Origin of the sequence: Marinobacter persicus (assembly GCF_002934325.1) — a bacterium.
In the GTDB taxonomy this organism is placed as follows: Bacteria; Pseudomonadota; Gammaproteobacteria; order Pseudomonadales; family Oleiphilaceae; genus Marinobacter; species Marinobacter persicus_A.
This window is the reverse complement of sequence record NZ_PTIV01000021.1, coordinates 1-21,331: the sequence shown is the minus strand read 5'-3', so window position 1 is coordinate 21,331 and position 21,331 is coordinate 1. Positions and strand designations below refer to the sequence as shown.

General features: G+C 56.7%; 22 protein-coding genes and 2 tRNA genes. 8 read left to right on the top strand and 16 right to left on the bottom strand.

The annotated features are described in order from the left end of the window. The 7 genes from gspK to gspE are packed head-to-tail and all read right to left on the bottom strand — an operon-like array spanning position 1 to position 5,835. Positions 1–987 (bottom strand): type II secretion system minor pseudopilin GspK, encoded by a 987-nt coding sequence (gene gspK, locus BY454_RS11375; protein WP_258075640.1) that lies wholly within the window; start codon positions 985–987, stop codon positions 1–3. Beyond that, complete coding sequence (gene gspJ / locus BY454_RS11370; protein ID WP_104416533.1) at positions 977–1,684, bottom strand: type II secretion system minor pseudopilin GspJ; 708 nt, start codon at positions 1,682–1,684, stop codon at positions 977–979. The genes gspK and gspJ overlap by 11 nt, the downstream gene beginning before the upstream one ends. Next, complete coding sequence (gene gspI / locus BY454_RS11365) at positions 1,681–2,061, bottom strand: type II secretion system minor pseudopilin GspI (RefSeq protein ID WP_104416532.1); 381 nt, start codon at positions 2,059–2,061, stop codon at positions 1,681–1,683. The genes gspJ and gspI overlap by 4 nt, the downstream gene beginning before the upstream one ends. Further along, positions 2,058–2,606 carry a type II secretion system minor pseudopilin GspH gene (gene gspH, locus BY454_RS11360; protein ID WP_104416531.1) on the bottom strand — a complete coding sequence of 183 codons (549 nt, stop codon included), beginning with the start codon at positions 2,604–2,606 and terminating at the stop codon, positions 2,058–2,060. Before gspH ends, gspI begins: the two co-directional genes overlap by 4 nt. Beyond that, positions 2,593–3,054, bottom strand: coding sequence for a type II secretion system major pseudopilin GspG (gspG, locus tag BY454_RS11355; RefSeq protein ID WP_104416530.1), 462 nt, complete (start codon positions 3,052–3,054; stop codon positions 2,593–2,595). The genes gspH and gspG overlap by 14 nt, the downstream gene beginning before the upstream one ends. 58 nt (positions 3,055–3,112) lie before the next feature. Further along, positions 3,113–4,324 (bottom strand): type II secretion system inner membrane protein GspF, encoded by a 1,212-nt coding sequence (gene gspF, locus BY454_RS11350; RefSeq protein ID WP_104416529.1) that lies wholly within the window; start codon positions 4,322–4,324, stop codon positions 3,113–3,115. Between the two features lie 2 nt (positions 4,325–4,326). Then, complete coding sequence (gspE, locus tag BY454_RS11345; protein WP_258075634.1) at positions 4,327–5,835, bottom strand: type II secretion system ATPase GspE; 1,509 nt, start codon at positions 5,833–5,835, stop codon at positions 4,327–4,329. A gap of 172 nt (positions 5,836–6,007) precedes the next feature. Between gspE and BY454_RS11340 the strand changes: the two genes are divergently transcribed. After that, positions 6,008–6,655: a type II secretion system protein N gene (locus tag BY454_RS11340; RefSeq protein ID WP_104416527.1), complete on the top strand. Its 648-nt coding sequence runs from the start codon at positions 6,008–6,010 to the stop codon at positions 6,653–6,655. Positions 6,656–6,663: 8 nt separating this feature from the next. Next, positions 6,664–7,329: a transglutaminase-like cysteine peptidase gene (locus BY454_RS11335; RefSeq protein WP_104416526.1), complete on the top strand. Its 666-nt coding sequence runs from the start codon at positions 6,664–6,666 to the stop codon at positions 7,327–7,329. Here BY454_RS11335 and BY454_RS11330 read toward each other — a convergent pair. The 4 genes from BY454_RS11330 to BY454_RS11315 all read right to left on the bottom strand — a co-directional run bounded on the left by BY454_RS11330 (position 7,295) and on the right by BY454_RS11315 (position 10,704). Next, the gene (locus BY454_RS11330) at positions 7,295–9,514 is read right to left on the bottom strand and encodes a bifunctional diguanylate cyclase/phosphodiesterase (protein WP_104416576.1); all 2,220 of its coding nucleotides are present in this window, start codon (positions 9,512–9,514) and stop codon (positions 7,295–7,297) included. The genes BY454_RS11335 and BY454_RS11330 overlap by 35 nt on opposite strands. A 248-nt stretch (positions 9,515–9,762) precedes the next feature. After that, positions 9,763–9,836 (bottom strand) — tRNA-Cys (locus BY454_RS11325). A 53-nt stretch (positions 9,837–9,889) separates the two neighbouring features. Further along, a tRNA-Gly gene (locus tag BY454_RS11320) sits at positions 9,890–9,965 on the bottom strand. Between the two features lie 136 nt (positions 9,966–10,101). After that, a complete protein-coding gene (locus tag BY454_RS11315; protein WP_104416525.1) occupies positions 10,102–10,704 on the bottom strand; it encodes a hypothetical protein in 603 nt (200 codons plus the stop codon). A gap of 319 nt (positions 10,705–11,023) precedes the next feature. Here BY454_RS11315 and BY454_RS11310 point away from each other — a divergent pair, with 319 nt between their 5' ends. From BY454_RS11310 to BY454_RS11295, 4 genes are read left to right on the top strand one after another with little or no spacing between them, the layout of a single operon-like run. Then, positions 11,024–12,166, top strand: coding sequence for an MlaE family ABC transporter permease (locus BY454_RS11310; protein WP_104416524.1), 1,143 nt, complete (start codon positions 11,024–11,026; stop codon positions 12,164–12,166). Between the two features lie 3 nt (positions 12,167–12,169). Then, positions 12,170–12,991: an ABC transporter ATP-binding protein gene (locus tag BY454_RS11305; RefSeq protein WP_104416523.1), complete on the top strand. Its 822-nt coding sequence runs from the start codon at positions 12,170–12,172 to the stop codon at positions 12,989–12,991. After that, on the top strand, positions 12,991–13,926 hold the full coding sequence (locus tag BY454_RS11300; protein ID WP_104416522.1) for an MlaD family protein: 936 nt from the start codon (positions 12,991–12,993) through the stop codon (positions 13,924–13,926). The genes BY454_RS11305 and BY454_RS11300 overlap by 1 nt, the downstream gene beginning before the upstream one ends. After that, the gene (locus BY454_RS11295) at positions 13,923–14,543 is read left to right on the top strand and encodes an ABC-type transport auxiliary lipoprotein family protein (protein ID WP_104416521.1); all 621 of its coding nucleotides are present in this window, start codon (positions 13,923–13,925) and stop codon (positions 14,541–14,543) included. Before BY454_RS11300 ends, BY454_RS11295 begins: the two co-directional genes overlap by 4 nt. Here BY454_RS11295 and pgsA read toward each other — a convergent pair. The 5 genes from pgsA to BY454_RS11270 form a co-directional block, all read right to left on the bottom strand. Further along, positions 14,540–15,097, bottom strand: coding sequence for a CDP-diacylglycerol--glycerol-3-phosphate 3-phosphatidyltransferase (gene pgsA, locus BY454_RS11290; protein WP_104416520.1), 558 nt, complete (start codon positions 15,095–15,097; stop codon positions 14,540–14,542). The two genes, BY454_RS11295 and pgsA, sit on opposite strands and share 4 nt — an antisense overlap. Before the next feature lie 47 nt (positions 15,098–15,144). Continuing rightward, positions 15,145–17,004 (bottom strand): excinuclease ABC subunit UvrC, encoded by a 1,860-nt coding sequence (gene uvrC / locus BY454_RS11285; RefSeq protein ID WP_104416519.1) that lies wholly within the window; start codon positions 17,002–17,004, stop codon positions 15,145–15,147. Beyond that, on the bottom strand, positions 16,988–17,647 hold the full coding sequence (uvrY, locus tag BY454_RS11280; protein ID WP_104416575.1) for a UvrY/SirA/GacA family response regulator transcription factor: 660 nt from the start codon (positions 17,645–17,647) through the stop codon (positions 16,988–16,990). The genes uvrC and uvrY overlap by 17 nt, the downstream gene beginning before the upstream one ends. A 75-nt stretch (positions 17,648–17,722) precedes the next feature. Next, entirely contained in the window at positions 17,723–17,980 is a 258-nt protein-coding gene (locus BY454_RS11275) for a hypothetical protein (RefSeq protein WP_104416574.1), read from the bottom strand. 65 nt (positions 17,981–18,045) lie between these two features. Further along, a complete protein-coding gene (locus BY454_RS11270; protein ID WP_104416518.1) occupies positions 18,046–19,662 on the bottom strand; it encodes a methyl-accepting chemotaxis protein in 1,617 nt (538 codons plus the stop codon). Positions 19,663–19,821: 159 nt separating this feature from the next. On the opposite strand from BY454_RS11270, the gene BY454_RS11265 reads away from it, so the two are divergent. Together BY454_RS11265 and BY454_RS11260 are read left to right on the top strand one after the other, a co-directional pair. Beyond that, a complete protein-coding gene (locus tag BY454_RS11265; RefSeq protein ID WP_104416517.1) occupies positions 19,822–20,526 on the top strand; it encodes an AzlC family ABC transporter permease in 705 nt (234 codons plus the stop codon). Next, positions 20,519–20,851 (top strand): branched-chain amino acid transporter permease, encoded by a 333-nt coding sequence (locus BY454_RS11260; protein WP_104416516.1) that lies wholly within the window; start codon positions 20,519–20,521, stop codon positions 20,849–20,851. Before BY454_RS11265 ends, BY454_RS11260 begins: the two co-directional genes overlap by 8 nt. The last annotated feature ends 480 nt before the right edge of the window (positions 20,852–21,331 follow it).

Here is a 21,331-nt window from a genome sequence, read left to right as displayed (position 1 = left end):
CTATCCTTCTGACAGAGTATAAGGTTCCCTGGTGATGCGGTTGTTCTGGCTCAAGTCCCTGTGGACGGTCTGTACCTCGCCCTTGGCACTGCGGAACACCCGACTGACCATGTTCACCTTTCGATTATCGTAGGTAATCCGGCAAACAACATCAAAAAACGACGTTTTTAGGGTTAGCCCCCGGGACGTTAACCCCATGCCTGCAAGTTCAGGCAATGACAGGAAATCCTTGATGCTTTCAAAGCGAGCTTCTTCGCGTTTTTCGATGATGACGCCGGCGATGGCCTCGGTGAGATTCTCATGCAGAGACATCAGGACCGGAGCACTTGCGGTATTAACATTGATGCCAGAGCCAGTAACCGGCAGTACGACAACATGGGGGCGCAGCGTTTCATAAGCGCTCTCGGTCATACCGGCAATCAACCGCAATTCACTGATGGATACAAAGGGCTGGTTGGCGGCACGGTAGGATGGTTCTTCGGTCAGATATAAACTGTCTTCCGCTCCGGCAGCACCGGTTGGCTGGTCGTCCTCGTCAATCCAGTCAATCAGGGCGTCCACACTTATCCCGGTAATACCCAGCGCCTGCAGTAATCGCTGTACTCGACTCCGGGTGAACTGGTCCACCTTGCCTGCCGGTGTCACCAACTCGTTCAGATTGATCCGCCCTCCCAGGCCGTCTATCTGCACTTCGACGACGCCGTTTTCGTCCAATGGCAAAATCGCGGCCCCAATGGCCCAGCGTTCATCCAGGCTGTCGATCATCAGGTCCTCATCCTGATCATCCTCAAAATCCCGGATCAGCATTTGCCGGCCGAAGGTTTCCGCGCCCAGGGCAATGCTGTATCCCTGCTGCTGGGCTTTGTGGTGACTCGCCTTGAACACCCACAGGCTTTGCTCACGCACCATGCCGGTGGCCAGCATAATGATCAGTGCCATCGCCAAAAGGACCATGATCAGCGCAACACCTTGGTGTTTATTCCGCATCGGCATCGGCATCGGCATCGGAATCCGTGTCCTGCTGTTGACCGAAGCTTTCCCGTACCTGGGCCGGGTCAAAATCGGGCAATGGGAAAATCCGGGTCAGCTCTCCGAACTGCTCGTGTTCAAGGGTTATCTCAATGCCCCGGGGTAGCGGTACGTCTGGCCTTTGACCGGCTACCTGTTCTGCCAGGACAGCCTCCTCCGGCCACTGAGCAAGCCGATTTCCACTGGCATCAAGAAACTGGATGTCGAATGCCTGGACGTTATCCAGTAACAACACACTTCTGCTGGAGTCGTCCTGCCCCTGATCCAACACAGACCAGTAATGGCGGCGTAATTCACTGCCCGAGTACTCCCATGCCACGCGTTGAAGTTCACTGCGCCGAAGACCCAATGGGTTCCGCCAACCCTGGCGCGTGAGCAGTAGCGCGTAGCCTTCATCCCGGCTGGTCAGTGCTGGCTGAAAATCCCTGTAGAGACCCCTTGCCGGGCGGTTAACGATCTGGACGATGTCCCTTTCGAGCAGCAGCATGACCTTCTGGATGTTTTCAAACTGCCCAGCCAACTCATTGACGCGATCCCGGGAGTTCACAACACTTCCAATGACCTGCCACACGCCCACACCGATCACCGAGGTAATCGTCACCGCAATCAGAACCTCCATCAGGGTAAAGCCCTGTTCACGAGCCGAGGACGTCATGAACTTTCTCCCAGGAATGCGGAGAGCGACATCACCCGAAAGGGTTCGGTCTGCTCATTCTGGTATTTGGCAACAATCACCTCGACCCGGCGCATGGTTGGTTCTGCAGTGCCGGTAACGACCGTCGTGATACGCCAGCGGAACGGTCCGTAGTCCTGATCTTCAGCGCTTTCCGATATTGGCGGTAAGGCATTTTCCAGCCTCAGTTGGTTGATGCGATTGTCCGCCAGCCAGCCGGCCAAGACATTGTCCCGCACCCTTTCAAAACCAGTGATATAGTTACTGGCGACTCGTGACGCAGCACCGGCAATCAGCCCGAACACCAGCAGTGCCACCAGCACCTCCAACAACGTGAATCCGGAATTCCGCCGGCTCATGGCACTTCCTCCGCCCCGGGCTGAAGCCATTCCATGGGAGAAAATCCGTCTGAACGAATCACGTGACGGACAGTCGGCCCTTCTTGCACGCTGAATGCCAGTTCAAAAGGGGTGGTTTCGCCACTCGAATAGAAAACGATCTCGGGTTGCGGGCCTTCTTTATCATCAGACGGTAATCGTGGTGCGTCAGCTGCGACCTGGACGGTCACCACCAACCATTCTGGCAAGGTGCGCGGGCGGAAGATTCGCTCTTCGTTCGTGATCCAATCTCCGGATTCGTCATCCATGGCTACAAACCGATAACCGCCCTCCTCCAGCACCAGACCATATTCCCGGTTATTAAGAACCGCCTGTTCGGAAGCTGCCTGCATCAACAGATACACATCACGTACCTGTTGCTGCAGCTCCCGAAGCCTGGAATTTCCGGTCAGATTGACCACCGCCAGGGAGGCCAGCAAACCCACGATGATCAGCACAACCAGTATTTCTATGAGCGTAAAGCCGCCTTCAGCGGTTCCGGATTGTCTCCGCTTACTGCTCAACATCCCAGACGCTGATGTCGGCCGCATCGCCTTCACCGCCTTCCTGCCCATCGGAGCCGTAGGAGTAGAGATCATAGGGCCCCTCGGACCCGGGACTGACATACTGGTATTCGTTACCCCAGGGATCTTCTGGAACACTGTTCATGTAACCCTCCGGATTCCAGTTTCTTGGTTCCGGGGTCCCACTGGGTTCGCTGACCAGCGCTTCCAGCCCCTGCTGGGTGGAGGGATAATGGCCATTATCCAGTCGGTAGAGGTCCAGCGCGTTGGCGATGTTGCTTAACTGGGTTTCTGCCACGGTCACCCTGGCCTGGTCACTCCGCCCCATAATGTTGGGCGCGACAATGGCCACCAGCAGCCCCAGGATGACCATCACCACCATAATCTCAATCAGGGTGAAGCCCCTGGCCAGTTGCGGGCCTGGCGTGTTGTTCAACAGATTACTCTTCATCGTCGTAGTCCTCCGTTATACAACGCCTGCAAAGCGGGCCACGTGCCTCAACAAGCCATCAGCCCACGAGGTTACTCATATTCAGAATAGGCAGCATGATCGCCAATACAATGATCAGTACCACGACTCCCATCACCAGCAGCATCATTGGCTCGAAAAGCCCCACCAGCGCCGCAATCTGGGATTGCAGTGTGTTCTCCTGCATGCGGGCGGTTCGTTCAAGCATGTTGTCCAGTTCACCACTGGCCTCGCCACTGGCAATCATGTGCAGCATCATGGGCGGAAAGTAGCCGGTTTGCTCCAGCGACCGATGCAAAGAGCCGCCCTCGCTGACCTTGCGTGCCGCCTCCTGTAACTGTTGGCGCAGGTAATCATTGGACAAGACCTCGCCAGCAATACGCATGGCATCCACCAGGGGCACGCCGCTGGTGGTCAGGATGCTCAAGGTGCTGGCGTACCTCGCAGTGCTGACGCCTCGAACCATGCCTTTAACCAGGGGCAGGTGTAGCAGGCGCTTGTGGAATCTGAGCCGGAAGCCAGGCTTGGTCAGGGCAAAGCGGAACGCCAGTAGCCCGAGGATCAGAAGTACCAGCAGATACAAACCCCAGGCTGCCAAAAAATCGGAAACCGTCAGCATCGCCTGGGTCAGTGCCGGTAGTTCCTGCCCCTGCTTGAGGAACACTTCGATAATGTCCGGCACCACATAGGTGAGCAGGAATACCACGATAGCGATGGCAACGACGCTGAGGATGATGGGATAGATGGCTGCCAACTGGATTTTCTGGCGAGCTTCCTGCCGGCCTTCGGTGTAGTCGGCCAACCGGTTGAGCACCAGGTCCAGGTGGCCAGCGCGCTCCCCTGCTGCGACGGTGGACCGATACAGGCGCGGAAAAGCCCGGGGGAACAATGCCAGGCTGTCGGCAAGGGCATAACCCTCCATCACTTTCGCCCGTACGGCGATCAACATGCTGCGTATACGGGGCTTTTCGGTTTGCTGGGCCGCCGCACTCAGTGCCTGCTCAATGGGGATGGCGGATTGGATCAGCGTGGCCAGTTGCCGTGTAACCAGGGCCAGGTCCGCCGAGCTTATAGATCCGGCTTTACGTAACGCGGTGGTACGTGTCTGCCGTTCAACCGCCGGCTCCACCGCCAGAGGCGTGAGCCCCCTGTTTCGTAATTGCTGACGAACCGCTCTAGGCGCATCCGCCTCAAGAACCCCATGCTTCTGCTTGCCCCGGGCATCCAGTGCCTTGTACTCAAAGGCTGGCATGATCAGGGGCTCCGATGGGTCACGCGCAGAACTTCTTCCACCGTGGTTACCCCATCAAGTATTTTCTGGACACCGTCTGCGTGAATGCTGTGGCTATGACGACGTGCCTCCCGTTCCAGGTCCAGTTCCCCTGCCCGTTTATGGATCAGGTTCCCCATTTCATCCCCCACCTGGACTACCTCATAAATGCCAATCCGCCCCCGGTAGCCCAGCTGGTTGCAATGTTCACAGCCAACCGAACGAAAAATGGTTGGTGGATGGGAAGGATCCTGCTGCATGAACTCGCATTGCTCTGCGGTTGGTATGTGACGCGCACGGCACTCGGAGCATAGGACGCGAACCAGCCGCTGGGCGACAATCCCCACCAGGCTGGAGGCAATCAGGAACGGCTCGATACCCATATCCATCAGCCGCGTGATGGCACCGACGGCGGTATTGGTGTGCAGCGTGGACAACACCAGGTGGCCGGTCAGGCTGGCCTGCACGGCAATTTCCGCAGTCTCAAGGTCCCGGATCTCCCCGATCATGACCACGTCCGGGTCCTGACGAAGGATGGCCCGCAGTCCTCGGGCGAAGGTCATGTCCACCTTCGGGTTGACCTGCGTCTGGCCAATGCCCGGGAGGTTGTACTCAATAGGATCCTCAACGGTGAGAATGTTACGGCTGCGGTCGTTTATCTCCTGCAGCGCGGCATACAGGGTGGTGGATTTACCAGAGCCTGTCGGACCAGTAACCAGCAGAATGCCATGAGGCCGGTGGATGAGTTTACGCAGGGCCTTCAGATCCTGCCCGGCCATGCCCAGAGACTCCAGGCGAATGGCTCCGGCCTGTTTGTCCAGCAGGCGAAGAACCACCCGTTCACCACTGGACGACGGCATGGTAGAGACCCGGATATCCACTTCCCGGCCAGCCACCCGAAGCGCAATCCGGCCATCCTGGGGCACCCGCTTTTCGGCAATATCGAGCCTGGCCATGACCTTGATCCGGGATACAAGAAGTGGCGCCAATGCGCGTTTGGGCTTCACTGCTTCCCGTAGTACACCGTCAACGCGAAAACGGACGATCAACTGTCTTTCATAGGTTTCGATGTGGACATCAGAAGCGTTGGTTTTTACGGCTTCAGTAAGAATAGCGTTGATCAGGCGAATGATCGGCGCATCATCTTCCTGTTCCAGCAGATCTTCGGTCTCCGGAACGGATTCAGCCAGGGAGGCAAGGTCCATTTCATCGCCTATGCCCTCCACCATCTGCATGGTTTCGGCGGAATCGCTCTGATAAGCCTCATTCAGGGCCTGGTCAAAGTGGTCCGATTCGATGGTTGAAAACCGTGCCTGTCCGCCGCTGATGCGGTTTGCCTCTGCCAACGCGGAGTGGGTAGCTCCAGGGCGCACCAGAATCAGCGGCTTACCGTCTTCATCCTGAGTGAGGATAACGCCATTACGCTTGGCGAAAGCAAACGGCAATCGGCCAGGTAATGTCTCCTGGAGCGGGGGCTCAGTCTCGATATTCACGGTATTCCTCAATGGGGCTTGTTTGAACCAGCCTGTTACGCTGGACCGAATAAACGCCCTTTTATGAAAAGTAGCACAGGAAGCCGAGACCATCGCCCGTGTGCGGTACACTATACTGCGTGGAAAAGCACCAAAGACTGTCAGCTCCGGTTTAGAATGAGCAGGGTAAACAATGCCAACCGTTGATCAACGAATCCCACCATTACTGGCGATGGCCACGGCATTGGCCATGCTGGCTGTCACGGGATGGCAGGGCTATGAATTCTGGCAAACCGAGTCTGGCCCCGGCCCGTTGGGTGAATCCGTCAGTACTGTCCCGGAACCACAATCCCGGCTCACGATACCGGATGTGTCACTGGCTGAATTACCTCTGTTTGGTGATGCGCAAGCCATCCAGCCACAAACAGCATCAAACACAAGGAACCTCCCGGAAACTAATCTCAGCCTGGTGTTACGTGGGGCAATGGCCGCCGGTGGCGACTACCCGGCCAGTGCCCTGATTGAAGGCCCTGAGGGCGATACCGAGGTTTACCAGGTGGGTGACCGGCTGCCGGGTAACGCGCTGCTGCGAACTGTGCTTCCCAATCGCATCATTATTGAACGGGGCGGTAAACTGGAGAACCTGTATTTTCCGGAAACAGAGGCGACAGAAGGTCTCAGCCTGACCCGTGAGAACCAGCCAGAACCAGAGACGGTTGCCCCGCCAGAACCCCGGCAGGACGAAGCAGCATCAGGCGCGTCACCAGGCGACCAGAATCGCCGCGACGAAATCCGCCGTCGGCTTGAAGAGCGCAGACAAGAGTTGCAGGAGAACAATTGAGATTCAGCATGTTTCCGGCAACACGGTCATCATCGCGCTTGTCGCTTCTTCTGCTCCTCACCCTATTGTTGGTGGTCTCCGTGGCCGACGCCATTCAACTGGATGATCAGTTAATGAATTGGGTGCTCATACAGCACGGACCGGCAGCACAACAACGCCTGAAAGACTGGCAACGCCTTAATAACCTGATTGAAAAAGCGCCTGTAGATCGTCAGTTGGAGCTGGTTAACCGCTTCTTTAACCGGGCGGAGTTTGTTGATGACATTGATCACTGGGGGAAGGAAGATTACTGGGCCACGCCGGTGGAGTTGCTGGCCACCAATGGCGGCGATTGTGAGGATTTTGCCATCGCCAAGTACCTGACCCTGAAGGCCGCCGGGGTACCGGACGAACAACTAAGAGTGGTGTATGTCAAATCCCTGGTGCTGGACCAGGCGCACATGATTCTCGCCTGGTACCAGACACCCGACGCGGAACCGCTGATTCTGGACAACTTGATAAATGAGATTAAGCCAGCCTCCCAACGCACTGACTTGGAACCAGTTTACAGCTTTAATGGTGAAGGGCTATGGCGCAATAAATCCGCCCGGGAACGCGCCCGGATAGGTACCGCCAACGAGCTTGAGCGCTGGCGGGATCTTAATCAGCGATTGATTGAGCCGCTTCAGCAGTAGCCGTCAACTGATCAAATGGCACCGGCCTGGAGAACAGAAAGCCCTGCAGCAAATCGCAATTCCGTTGTTTCAGGTCGGCGGCTTGTTCGGTCGTCTCCACGCCCTCACCCACAACAACCAGTCCAAGATGATGAGCCATGGTAATCACCCCCTGAACAATGGCCGCATTTGCGGTGTTCTCGGTAATATCCATGACAAAGCTTTTATCCAGCTTCACCTTGTTGATTGGTAACTGACGCAGATAGCGAAGACTGGAATACCCCGTGCCAAAGTCGTCTATCGATACCTTGATACCCATCTGACGGATCTTCTGAAGGGTATCAATGCCCTGCCCGACACCGGACATCAACACGTTTTCCGTGACTTCCAGCTCAAGCAGCTCGGGATCCAGCCCGGTTTCATCCAGTGTTTTGCGTAATTCCTCCAGAAACCCGTACCGCCGGAACTGGAATGGCGAGATGTTCACTGACACCGGCAAGCGCCGGTTCATTTTGGCATTCCAGTTTGCCAGGTCGGAGCAGGCTTGATGGAGCACCCACTGGCCAATAGCCACGATCTGCCCCGTCTGTTCGGCCAAAGGAATAAACTCACCCGGCGAGACGAAACCGCGCTCGGGATGCTGCCAGCGCACCAACGCTTCCATTCCGCGCATAATGCCGGAGTCCGCCGCTACGATGGGCTGGTAGTAAAGCACAAACTGTTCGTGCTCGATGGCCTCCATCAACTCACGGCGCAATGCCACGTACTCATTGCTGGTTGAGGTAGCCACTCCTTCAAACCAGTGCCAGGTATTGCGCCCCTGGGCCTTGGCATCCTGAACCGCAGCATCGGCATAAGACATCAGCTCTTCGGGGCGCATGGGGCGGGTATGTTGGGAGGCAATACCAATGCTGGCACTGATGTGCAGCAACTGTCCTTCCAGATCAAATGGACGGCACACCTCAGAAAGCATGGCATCGGCACATTCTGTTACCTGCTCTTCAGTGCCGCCTTCCAAAAGCACTGCAAATTCGTCACCCCCCAAATGGGCCACCATGGCATGTTCCGGTGCAATATCCCGTAATCGGTTGGCCACGGCCACCAATAACTGATCACCCAAGCCATAGCCCAGGCTGTTATTGATGGGCTTGAAGTCGTCCAGGTCTGCGTGCATAACCGACACTTTCTGGTCAGCCTGTCGGGACTGCCGACAGGCCTCTGCCAGATGTGCCTCAAACATCACCCGGTTGGGCAGACCGGTGAGTAAATCATGAGTGGAATACTGCCCGAGCAAACGTTCGTTTTCCCGTTCACGGGTTACATCGTGCTGCACACCCACGAAATGGGTGCACTCACCCCGGTCGTTTAACACCGGCTCAATCACCATGTGGTTCCAGAAGTAATCGCCGTCTTTGCGGTAGTTCAGCAGGGTTACTTCGGCACGCTGTTTCTTCTGGATCGCGCGGCGCAGGGTCGCCACGGCCAGCGGATCGGTGTCCTTGCCCTGAAGGAACCGGCAGTTCTGACCCAGGGCCTCCTCCTGGCTGTATCCCGTGATCCGGGTAAAAGCTTCGTTGACAAAGACCAGTGGCATGTCGGGATCGCGGGCATCAACCATGACCATGCCATCGGAACTGGATTGAATACCCCGTTCCAGCAACCGCATCTGTTCTTCGGAGGTTTCCCGGCGGGTGACTTCTTCCTGATGGGTAATGGCAAGCACCGCCAGGCCGGCAGCGCGGCGGATTAGCTTGATTTCTTCGTCGTTGGGCTTCCGTTTTTCACGGTAGTAGGTGGCAAAGGTACCCAGAATACGGCCAGCAGTATCGACAAGGGGAACGGACCAACAGGCAGCCAGGCGCTCATGGGCAGTGATCTCGTGAAAGCCTCTCCAACGCTCGTCGTTAGCGATGTCGTCACAGATAATCAATTCGCAGCTATGCGCCGCTGTACCGCAGGCGCCGACACCCGGCCCGACCCGAATATCCTGCATGGCCGCCCGATAGGACTCGGAAAAGCTGCTACCCGCGATCATGTTCAACCTGCCGGTCTCCGGCGAGTACAGCATGACTGAGACCAGCGCCCCGGGCAGCTCATTTTCCACGACACTGGTAATCGCATTGAGCACCACATCCAACGGTGCTCGCTGGGTTATCAGCTCATAAATGGACTGAGAAAAGCCGGTAAAATGTTGTTTTTGTGTCACCTGCTCACTCCACAATAGCGTCACTCCAACCCTGCCCGATTTTGGAGTCTGACGCAATTAGTAGGTAATGCACCGTTAGTCGGATAGCGCTTTGCTGTAGTGACGATTAGGGGATCTAAAAGACAAAGGCGGACGTAGCGTGAGGAAACCAGAATGAGCAAAACAGCAGGAGAGTGTCACCTTTTTGTCGCCATCAAAACGGCTAACAGGCGAGGCGCTGCAAAGTACTGGATTTAAAAGGGAAAAATTGGAGGCGCGGGTCGGAATCGAACCGGCGTACACGGAGTTGCAGTCCGCTGCATAACCACTCTGCCACCGCGCCGGGTAAGCCTTGAACTGGCTTTTGCTCTCAGGGGGCGTGAGAGACTTGGAAATTGGAGCGGGAAACGAGATTCGAACTCGCGACCCCAACCTTGGCAAGGTTGTGCTCTACCAACTGAGCTATTCCCGCTCTTTGCTGCGAGGCGTTGCCTCATCAACGGCTGCGTATTGTACGGATTCCGTTGCAGCCGTCAACACTTTTTTCATGTTTTTGTTTTTTAAGCACTTCTGTGCATTTTTCGAACAACGACAAACACCTCACACCGTTAGAAGCGAACCGAAGCTCCGATGCCGGCGGTAACCACTGACAGGTACTCGATCTCATCGTATGGGATACTCGTCCCTTGACCAGCATAATAATCGTCCAAGGCATCCTCGTAATCACTGTTGTCCCGCACGGAGACCCAGAGCTCCACCGACACCCAGGGCCAGCTATAGCCGGCACCAGCTCCGAGCGCCAGGCCCTTAAAGGTATCGCCATTAACTCGGGCGGGTTGATTGTCCCACTTGAGGTCATCCCGGAAGAACCCCAGAGAGCCATAAGCCTTGAACCCTTCGCTGGCCAGACCAATACCACCCAGGACCGTGCCCTCAATGGTCTCCAGCTCAATATCGGATTCATCGGTATGTTCCTGCCAGCCATACAGGACACGGAACGCCAGATTATCATTCACCGCAGCCGTGCCAAAAATGGCCGGTCCACTGAACGTCTGTTCTTCATCATCTTCCAGACCGTACTGGTATTCCACCGTGTAATCCACGGACGTGGCAAACGACGCAAGGCCAACCGAGAAGGGCTTGCTGTCCTGGGCAAACGCAACAATAGGCAACAACAGCAGGCTGCCGGCCACCAGATTTTTACCGATCATCACAACTTCTCCTTATCACAATGCTCATCTTCCCTGTGCGGATATCCCAGCATCTGGCCAACCGCACCAAAGGTGCTTGATTATCGAGGCATTCAGAGCCTCCCCGATAACCAGCTTTAATACTATAGCATCCCCGAGCAGGCAATTGATGGGGTTCCGCGAGCCAGAGAAGTTCTTTAATCTGGCCGGCCACTTATATAATCTTACAACATACACTGGAGCCTCTGGCTCACTCCTGATCACCTCCGGATTGCGGAGTGATTCAGAGTGGGCCAGAAGCTCTTCCAACGAGGATCGGTAAAAGGATTTGCGTCGTTTCGTGAGCACGCATTCAGGCACTGGACAGCAAACCGGGAAACCGGGCACCTTTGAACAGGATGGCGCTATCCTGCGATTCCATGGTGACTGGACGCTGAGTCACTACTCGGAACTGAGTCACGCTGTTGCGACCCAACACAACAGGAACACCGCGTACGAAGCCGACTTTAGTGCGCTCGGACAACTTGATACCGCCGGCGCTTCGCTGATGGTCAAACTGATGGGGGCGGACCGTCTGCTGGACATACTGGACCGTAGTCAACCTCCTCAAGCGCAGAAAGCCCTGTTGCATGCCGTTGCATCTTCCCTGAACATGCCGCCCACATCGCCCCGCCACTCGAACACAGTTATGCAGTTCCTTGGCAATCTTGGCGTTAATGTTAGCAACATTGCCCGTGAGCATCTTTTGCTGGCGGGCTTCATGGGGCAAACCCTGGCGACTCTTTTCCACATTCTGCCTCGGCCAAAGCGCTGGCGCGTCACCTCATTCGTCGCATCCGTACACAATACGGGCCTAAACGCCCTCCCCATCGTCGCGCTCCTGACGTTTCTGGTGGGCGCCGTGGTGGCTTTCCTGGGGGCCACCGTGCTCGATAATTTTGGCGCCACCATCTACACAGTGAACCTGGTAGCCTTCTCGTTCCTGCGGGAGTTCGGTGTCCTGCTGGCCGCCATATTGCTCGCCGGACGAACCGCCAGCGCTTTCACCGCCCAGATAGGCGCCATGAAAGTCAACGAGGAGATTGATGCCATTCGCACACTGGGCCTTAGCCCCATTGAATTGCTGGTCATCCCCCGCGTACTGGCGATGATGCTCAGCCTGCCCATTCTTACGTTCGTTGGCATCATCTCAGGCATGTTTGGCGGGGCTCTGGTCTGCTCATTGGCACTGGATATTCCCCTTACCCAGTTCCTTAGCATTGTGCACCGGGACATCACACTTCAACATTTCCTGGTCGGGCTGGGCAAGGCACCTATCTTTGCGTTCCTGATTGCCGTCATTGGCTGCCTGGAGGGTTTCAAGGTAGCCGGGAGCGCCCAATCGGTTGGGGAGCACACCACATCCAGCGTTGTTCAGTCTATTTTTATGGTGATACTGCTGGATTCCATTGCTGCGCTTTTCTTCATGGAAATGGGTTGGTGAATCATGGCAGATCATCGGTCCCCGGCATCCAGACAACCAATACCAATCATCCAGGTGCGCGGCCTGGATAACCGCTTTGGCGATCTGACTGTTCATAAGGACCTGGACCTGGATCTTTACCAGGGTGAAATTCTTGGCGTTGTAGGGGGCTCAGGCACCGGTAAATCCGTGCTTTTGCGCAGCATCATTGGATTACAAACACCGTCCGCTGGCCAGATACGGGTGTTCGGCAAGGATTTGACCGCCATGTCTCCTGGCCAGCGTTCCCAATTTGAGCAGCGGTTCGGCGTATTGTTTCAGGGTGGCGCCTTGTTTACCTCGCTCAATCTGGCCCAGAACATCGCCCTGCCCCTGATGGAACATACCGGGCTGTCCCGGGTGGAGGCAGAAGAACTGGCTTGCATGAAGCTCGCCCTGACGGGCCTGCCGGCTGAATCCGCACAGAAATACCCCTCAGAGTTGTCCGGGGGCATGGTGAAGCGCGCCGCACTGGCCCGGGCCCTGGCGCTGGACCCGGAAATCCTGTTTCTGGATGAACCAACCGCAGGGCTCGACCCCATCGGCGCTGCGGGCTTTGACGAGCTCATTGTCACGCTCAGAAATGCCCTGGGATTGACGGTGTTTCTTGTCACCCACGACCTGGATACCCTGTACAGCGCCTGCGATCGGGTCGCTGTGCTGTCACAACGCCGTGTTCTGGTTGCTGACACACTGGACAACGTGGCCGAAACCCAGGACCAATGGGTTCAACAATACTTTCATGGGCCCCGAGGTCGCGCAGCATCCGCCGCGCACCAGAGGCACACCAATGAGGAGCCAGGTTAATGGAACCCAAAGCCCATCATGTCGTTATCGGTTTCTTTACGCTGGTGGCCGTGGCGGCGGCCCTCGTATTTGCTCTCTGGCTGGAAAAATCCCAGACCGACACCGAGTGGGCGTATTACCGCATCAATTTCGATCATCCGGTTGGAGGCCTGGCCGAGGGCAATGCCGTACTGTACAGCGGTGTCAATGTCGGCACGGTGGAAGACCTGACCCTTGCTCCCGAGAATCCGGCCCACGTTCGTGTGCTGGTGCGGGTAGACCAGAACATCCCCATTCGGGCCAACACCAAGGCTGGACTGGTGCTGGCTAACATCACCGGCAGCATGAGCGTGCAGTTTACCGGTGGTTCCCCAGACAGCCCGGTATTGAACGGTAGCCGAGAAAACCCACCCGTGATTGAGGCCCAGCCCTCTACCCTGACAAGTTTGCTCTCCAACAGCGAAACGCTGCTCACCAAGGCAGACCAGTTGTTGGGCAGTGCCAATGAACTGCTGTCGGAAGATAACCTCGAGAACATTGCCCGGATTCTGGAAAACACCCGCGCGGCCAGCGAGTCGCTGCTGCAAAGCCGGGAGGATCTGATTGCCCTGCTCGAGCAGTTTAATGCCGCTGGAGCACGCACTGAGGATGCAGCAAGCCGGGTATCCGGAGCGGCCAACCACGCCCGAGAGGTTCTGGGTAAACTCGAACCGGTGATCGCCGGGCTGGCAGACTCGGTCAATTCACTGCAACCGACACTGGAACGCCTTGACAGGCTGACAGCGGACAATGAAAAAGCACTGGATACCGGCTTGCAGGGCGTTGGCGAACTTGGCCCGGCGCTGCGGGAACTGAGAAACACCCTTCGCACACTCAATTCCTTCACCCGGCGCCTGGAACAGGACACGCGGGGCACGTTGCTGGGCGAAGAAACCATGAAGGAGTACCGGGAATGATGCGCTTTCCAAAACCGCTGATTACGGTCGGCTCAGTGTTGCTAATGTCGGCCTGCACGGTATTGCCGGAATCAAAGCCACCACGCATTGTCGGGCTTGGGGATATAACGCCACAGCAGGCAGCATATCAAAGCCCCCGGCCGGTCAGTATGCGGGTTGATCTGCCGCTTGCCTCGGCGCCGTTTGACGGCACTCTGGTACTGATACAGCCAAGCAACTGGGAATTCCAGGCCCTGCCAGGCACCCGGTGGCGGGACACCATGCCGGTTCTGGTTCATGACCAGCTAGTGCAGAGCCTGCGAGAGAGCAACGGCTTTGACAATGTATTGGCGGCCAACAGCGCTGCCAACGCGGACATTTCCCTGCTCCCGGAGTTACGGGGGTTTCACGCCCGACAAACCGACCAGGGAACGGTGGTTGTTGTACACGTTTATTATGAGTTACTACAGAACCAAACCCGGGAGACATTATGCGTGCTGGATGAAAAGCAGGTGGTGCCAGCGCAAGGCACCGAAGTAGCGAGCCTGATGACTGCTTTCAGCCAGGGAACCACCGAGGTTGCCGCCAACACAGCCCAGTGGGCATTTGACTGCCTGGAAGGAGTAGACGCAAATTAACTATCCGCTTTCTTCGGAAACAGGTCGTGTCGGGCAGCCTTGAGGTAAAGGAACATCGACCACAGCGTGAGCACTGCCGCGACATAGAGCAGGCCGAGAGCCACATAAGCCAGGGTTTCTCCCGGCGGGAATGCCAGCAAGCCCACAATGGCTACCATCTGGGCGGAAGTTTTGATCTTGCCAATATAGGACACGGCCACACTGGCGCGGCTGCCGATCTCCGCCATCCATTCCCGCAGCGCTGAGATCACAATTTCACGACCGATAATGACCGTCGCAGGGATGGTTAGCAGCACGGCTGCGTGTTCCTCAATCAATACCGCCAGGGCAACAGCCACCATGAGTTTGTCAGCCACCGGGTCCAGGAAGGCGCCAAACGGCGTACTCTGATCAAGCTTGCGAGCCAGATAGCCATCCAGCCAGTCTGTGACCGCCGCCAGGGCAAAAATGGCGGCACACCCCATGTAACTCCAGTTCATTGGCAGATAGAAAACCACCACAAACACCGGGATCATCACAATCCGGGACATGGTCAGAATATTGGGCAAGTTCATGGCGTTCCTATTTTGAATTCCGTTGTTCAACTCGGTGGTACGTTCTGTTACTCATTGTGCAGCGCGGCGTAGATGGTCTCTGCCAGGCCCTTGCTGATGCCCTGCACCTTGGCCATTTCTTCAACACTGGCTTTGCGGATACCCTGCAGACCACCAAAATAGCGTATCAGTTCCCGCCGGCGTTTGGGGCCAACACCTTCAATGCCTTCCAGTGTGGACTGCCGTCGTTTTTTGTCCCGCCGCGCCCGGTGGCCCGAAATCGCGAACCGGTGCGATTCGTCACGAATGTGTTGAATCAGATGCAACGCCGGTGAATCCGCCGGCACCCGAAAGACACTGCCGGTCATGGCATCGATCAGCTGTTCCATGCCGGCCCGGCGAGTCACACCCTTGGCGACACCAATCAGTGGAATATCGGAAATACCCAGCTCGTCAAAGACTTCCCGGGCAATGTTCAGTTGCCCCTTACCACCATCGATAAACACCAGGTCGGGGCGTTTGCCTTCACCGTTCACCATACGCCGATACCGACGGGTCAGTACCTGCCGCATCGCTGCATAATCGTCACCGGCTTTGACGCCCTCGATATTATACAGCCGATAGTCACTCTTCAGCGGCCCATTCTCATCGAAAACCACGCAGGATGCGACGGTATTTTCGCCCTGGCTGTGGCTGATGTCGAAACATTCCATCCTAGCCGGGGTCTCAGCCAGCTCCAGGAGGTCCCGCAGTGCCAATAATCGACGGTAAACGGTTTCCTTGCTGGCCAGGTGTGTCAGCAAGGTCTGCCTGGCATTGGTCATGGCCAGCTCCAGCCAGCGCCGGCGCTCACCCCGAACATTGCCTCGCACCCGTGTTTCACGGCCGGCGGCTTCGGACAGGGCCTGGGACAGCAGTTCCTGCTCATCTACAGCCACGGGCACCAGGATGTCACGGGGGATTTCCCGGCGGGTGTCACCGCCAAAATAATACTGCCCCAGGAACGCGGCCAACAGCTCGCCTTCCGACTGCTCCAGGGAAAACTTGGGGAAATAGTCCTTGGTACCCAATACCCGCCCGCCACGGACGATGATGGCCACGATACAAACCACCCCGGCTTCCTGAGCGATGGCCACCACATCGGCATCCCCTCCTTCACCCTCAACGGACTGCTGCTCCTGGACGTGGCGGAGATGGTTGATCTGATCCCGATAGCTGGCCGCCTTTTCGAATTCCAGGTTTTTCGATGCCTGCTCCATGGCGCTCATCAGGTCATGGATGATCGCGGGGTTCTTGCCCTCCAGAAACATCGTGGCATGGCGGACATCCTCCTGGTATTCCTCCGGGGATATGAATTCCACACAGGGCGCCGTGCAACGATTGATCTGGTACTGCAAACAAGGTCGGGTCCGATTCCGAAAATAGCTTTCACTACAGTTTCTTATACGGAAAACTTTTTGCAGGATATTAAGACTTTCCTTAACCGCGCCAGAGCTGGGAAAAGGTCCGAACCAGGTGCCGCCGCCCTTCTTCGTGCGACCGCGACGGAACGTCAGCGAGGGGTAATCGCTGTGGGAGGACAGGTAAATATAGGGGTAGGATTTGTCGTCCCGCAGCAGGATGTTATAGGGCGGACGCAGCGACTTGATTAGATTCTGCTCAAGTAGCAGCGCTTCGGTTTCACTGCCAGTAATGGTAACTTCGATGGACTGGATCTTGCCGACCAAGGCCTCGGTTTTCGGCGCCAGGCCAGTTTTCCGGAAATAACTGCTGACCCGCTTTTTGAGGTTCCGGGCCTTACCCACATACAGCACATTACCGCCGGCGTCGTACATGCGGTACACGCCAGGACGTTCAGTCAACTGTTTCAGGAAGCTTTTACTGTCAAACTCCCAGGAAGTCTCCGGGGGATCAGACCTTGTCGCCATCCACCAATCCGAGTCTTACAGCCATCAGCGCCAGCTCAACATCGCTGGAAATCTCAAGTTTTTCAAAAATGCGGTAGCGGTAGGTGTTCACCGTCTTGGGGCTGAGGCAGAGTTTGTCTGAAATGTCCTGAACCTTCTGGCAATTAACCACCATCAGCGCAATCTGCATTTCCCGTTCCGAGAGTCGCTCAAACAGGGACAGTTCTCCTTCGTCGTCTGGATCACCGGCAATCTGCTTGAGCGCCATTTTCTGGGCAATTTCCGGACTGATATAGCGCTGCCCCGAATGGGCTTTGCGAATGGCCCGCACCATTTCTTCAATGCCGGCACCTTTGGTGATGTAGCCCTGGGCCCCGCTCTGCATGACCCGGGCAGGATATGGGTCGTCGGCACAGGCGGTCACTGCAATCACACGAATGGAATCGTCATAGCGGAGAATGCGCCGGGTGGCTTCCAAACCACCAATGCCGGGCATGCGAATGTCCATCAGCACGATATCAGGTCGCTGCCCACGCACGAACTCCACGGCATCTTCCCCGGACGAAACCTGGCCCAGAACATCGATGTCCGGGTTGTCCGCCAGCATGCGGGTAATGCCGGAGCGCACCAGCTCGTGGTCATCTACAACCAATACCCTGATCAACATTCACCTCTCATTCAGGCATAACAATAGAACAAGTGTATCTTTTCAATGTCGGCCCGAATAGCCGGGATTCACTTATACCTTCGATGGATGTCCCAGACTGGCGATATTTTCAACCGGATCAAACCAGACAACCAAGTCGCCCCGGCGCAGTGCGGCCAGTACCCTGTCCCGCTCCGCCAAGGGGGATTCGGTGTCATTAAGCCCGTGATAACGGGTGCAATATTCCTCAGCCAGGCCCTCGAGCAGGTCGTCAGAAAGCAACTCCGTCTCAACAACGAATTTTTCCTGCCGGGGATCACCTTCCGGCTGGTTTTCGGTTTGGTTAGTCATGGACCCTCCATCAATGGCGCCCATGTTACGGTTTCTTGTCGGCAATCAGAAGACCCGGAGACTACCTACTCGCACGCCCGTGTACGGAAGCTGGCCATCAACTGGCGCATGGAGACTGATTCCTGCCGCAGGGCATCACTGATCATCCGTGTGCCCTGAACATTTTCCGTCAGTGTCTCGGCACTGGCTGACAGGGCATCGGCCCGGCGCCCTACCCGACCGATTTCATCGCGTTGAAGGGTCACAGACTCGCGGATACTGTCGCTTTGCTGCTCCAGTTCATCGAACTGTCCATTGAGCTGTTCCAGATGGTTCTTGAGAGTCAGAAGGTTATCCCGGTTCTGTTCACCGGCACTCCGGACTTCGGTTAGCAGTAGGTCCACATTACCAACGCCACTAACCAGGTCCTCAACCCACTGGCGAATATTACGGGTCGAATCCGCCGTGCGCTGGGAGAGGGTCCGTACTTCATCCGCCACCACCGCGAAGCCTCTTCCATGCTCGCCCGCTCTTGCAGCTTCAATGGCCGCATTGAGGGCCAGAAGGTTGGTCTGTTCGGCAATGTCCGCAATCACTCCGATCACTTGCTCAATATTGCCGGTGGATTCATTCAATGCCTGGATTGAGGACGACACCCGGGCGATGACTTCCATGGTGTGATTGGCTCCCGTCTCGCTGTGCTGGAGGCCTTCACGCACTTCACTGTTTGCCGACACCGCCTGACTTACGGTGCTGGCCGACTGCTCGGTGGCCTGCTCAATCTGTGACGCCTGCTCAGAGATTGCGGCCATGGAGGTGGTGACATCGCTAATTTGACGACGCGTGGCGTCAGAAGCCTGTTGCAGGGCCTCAGCACCCTCATCCAGGGCCGAGGAACGCTCATCCAGACCGCTTGCAGCGTTCCGGATATCCCCGATAAAGCCTTCAAACCGTGACACCAGACGTTCCAGGGCGCCTGCCACCCCGGCCACTTCATCACGACCGTTTAATCTTGGAGTCAGGGTCAGGTCTGATTGCTGCTCCATGGCCGTCAACTCCCGTTCGATGCCCTGGAGTCGGAGAATGACCGATCGACGTAACCACAGCGTCATCACAATGACCACAACCAGGAACGTCCCGGAACCGGCCAGCAGCAGAAACTGTTGATCATCCAGAAATTTGAGAAGGTCATCAGCCCCGGCGGAGACCTCGTTCCGACTTTTATTCTGGCGCTCGCTGATGGCACCCAGCATGGGTTCCAGAGCGGGGAACAACTGGAAATCGACAACCTGGCCGACACGGTAATAGCTTTTCTGGTCGATCCCGGCTTTCATGTCGGCCATCAAGGTCTGCACTTCTTCGAAGCTGGCCTCATGATCAGTGGCCCAAGCCATGAGGCTCGGTGTACTTTCGACTCGCTGCCAATGTTTGGCCAAAGCAGTCTCGATCTCATGGTATTCGGCTTCAATTTCATCCCAGAGCAGCAATTGTGCTTTAACCTTGTAGGCCAGATCCTGAAGCCGACGGTGATCCTGTTCCAGATCAATGAGAATCCAGGATTCCTGCAACGTGTTACGGATAAGGTTATCGGAAGTATCTTCAGCCTTGAGGATAATCACCCAGGCCATCGCGGCCAGGCCAGCTACCGCAGCCAGTGACAGAAAAGCGAAAAACAGGATACGGGCACGAACAGTGGCAAGCATTGAAACTCCGATAAAGCAGGGTTTCCCCGGAGGGTATGCCTGTTTTGTGACACTTTTGTGTCTACGCCGGCTTCACGGCCTTCGATGCTGCCTGGCTCCGTCTTTCAAAACCCGCTCCGTTCGCCTATCATCGCCGGCTTTCTCAATGTTTGTAAGCTAATGAATCAGACCACATTCCGCCTGACATTACCGATTCTGTTCGGCTACCTGCCCCTGGGCACAGCCTTCGGGGTCCTGTTTGCCACCCAACTGGACTACGCCTGGTGGATTGCTCCGCTCATGGGCGTGGTGATCTATGCCGGTGCCGGCCAGATTCTGGCGGTGAGCCTCCTGGCAGCCAACGCAGGGCTAATGGAAGTGGCCGTGGCCATGTTTGTGCTAAACGCCCGGCATCTGTTCTATGGCCTGTCGCTGCTAGGCCAGTTTCAAGGTGCGGGCTGGCGCAAAGCCTATCTGATTTTCGGCCTGACCGACGAAACCTATTCCCTGCTCACCAGCCGTCCACGAGGTTCGGACCGCAAAGGCGAACAACTGCTCGATTTCCGCATCACCCTGTTTAACCAGTTGTACTGGGTGGCAGGCTGCACCCTTGGCGGGCTACTGGGCGAATGGGTGGCGTTTGACAGCACCGGTATTGAGTTTGCGCTGGTGGCGTTGTTCATCGTGCTGACGATTGAGCAGCTCAAGTCGCTGGGGGATAGCTTTCCGGTGTGGTGTGGTGCCCTGGCTGCCGGCGTTGCCATGCTACTGGTGCCTAACACCCGTCAGCTGATTGCCGGCATCGCCATCGTCACAGTGGTGTTGCTGGCGCAATACCGCCGGCACCGCAACCAGAGCCTGGATCTGGAGGCCCCACATGACTGAGAGCCTGTACATTACCGCATTTATCGCTGTCTCTGCGCTGGCAACGTTTGCCACCCGGGTGGTGCCTTTTCTATTCCTGCATCGGCACACAGAGCACCCCCTGATCCAACACCTTGGGCGGTTTCTTCCAGCCGCTGTCATGGCCCTTCTGGCAACGGTCTTTATTCAGCGATCCGCAGACTGGCAGGCGCCAGTGCCCGGGCTGGATGCCCTGATCCCCAGCCTGCTGGTCATTGTGATTCACCTCTGGCGTCGTAATGCCCTTCTCTCAATCGCCGTGGGCACGATCGCCTATATGGCCATTCAGCAAGGCCATTGGTTCTGAGTCATTCTCCGTGAATGCCCTCCCACGCCTTAGCTATAGCAATAGCCTATGAATAATTGCCTTACAAACCGACCACACTATCATCAAGCGCAAAACCTTCCACAAACACTCCATGTATGGAAAAATCCGCGAGAGTGACGGCAAACTGCTGGGCGACCATGACAGCACTGGCGACAAACCATTCCTGAAGCCAGACAACCTTCGCCCAGAAGCTTCGAGTAAACTCAGGGTTTACACTGTTGATACAGGCCTCCTATCCGGAGGCCTTTTTCATGGTGCGCCAGGCATGGCGCGTAGCGCCTTGACGGGCGCTGTTCCGGTACAGGTGGTGCTGGCCGGATGACTTGGGGGTGCAAGTCCCCTGTGGGCCCGGCAAGGGGAACCGCTAGCCGGACGGCAAGGGTGTCCACCGCGAGGTGGAATCTGAAGGAAGCCGCAGGCAAAGCACTGGCCCGACGAACAGGAATCGCATCAGGCGGT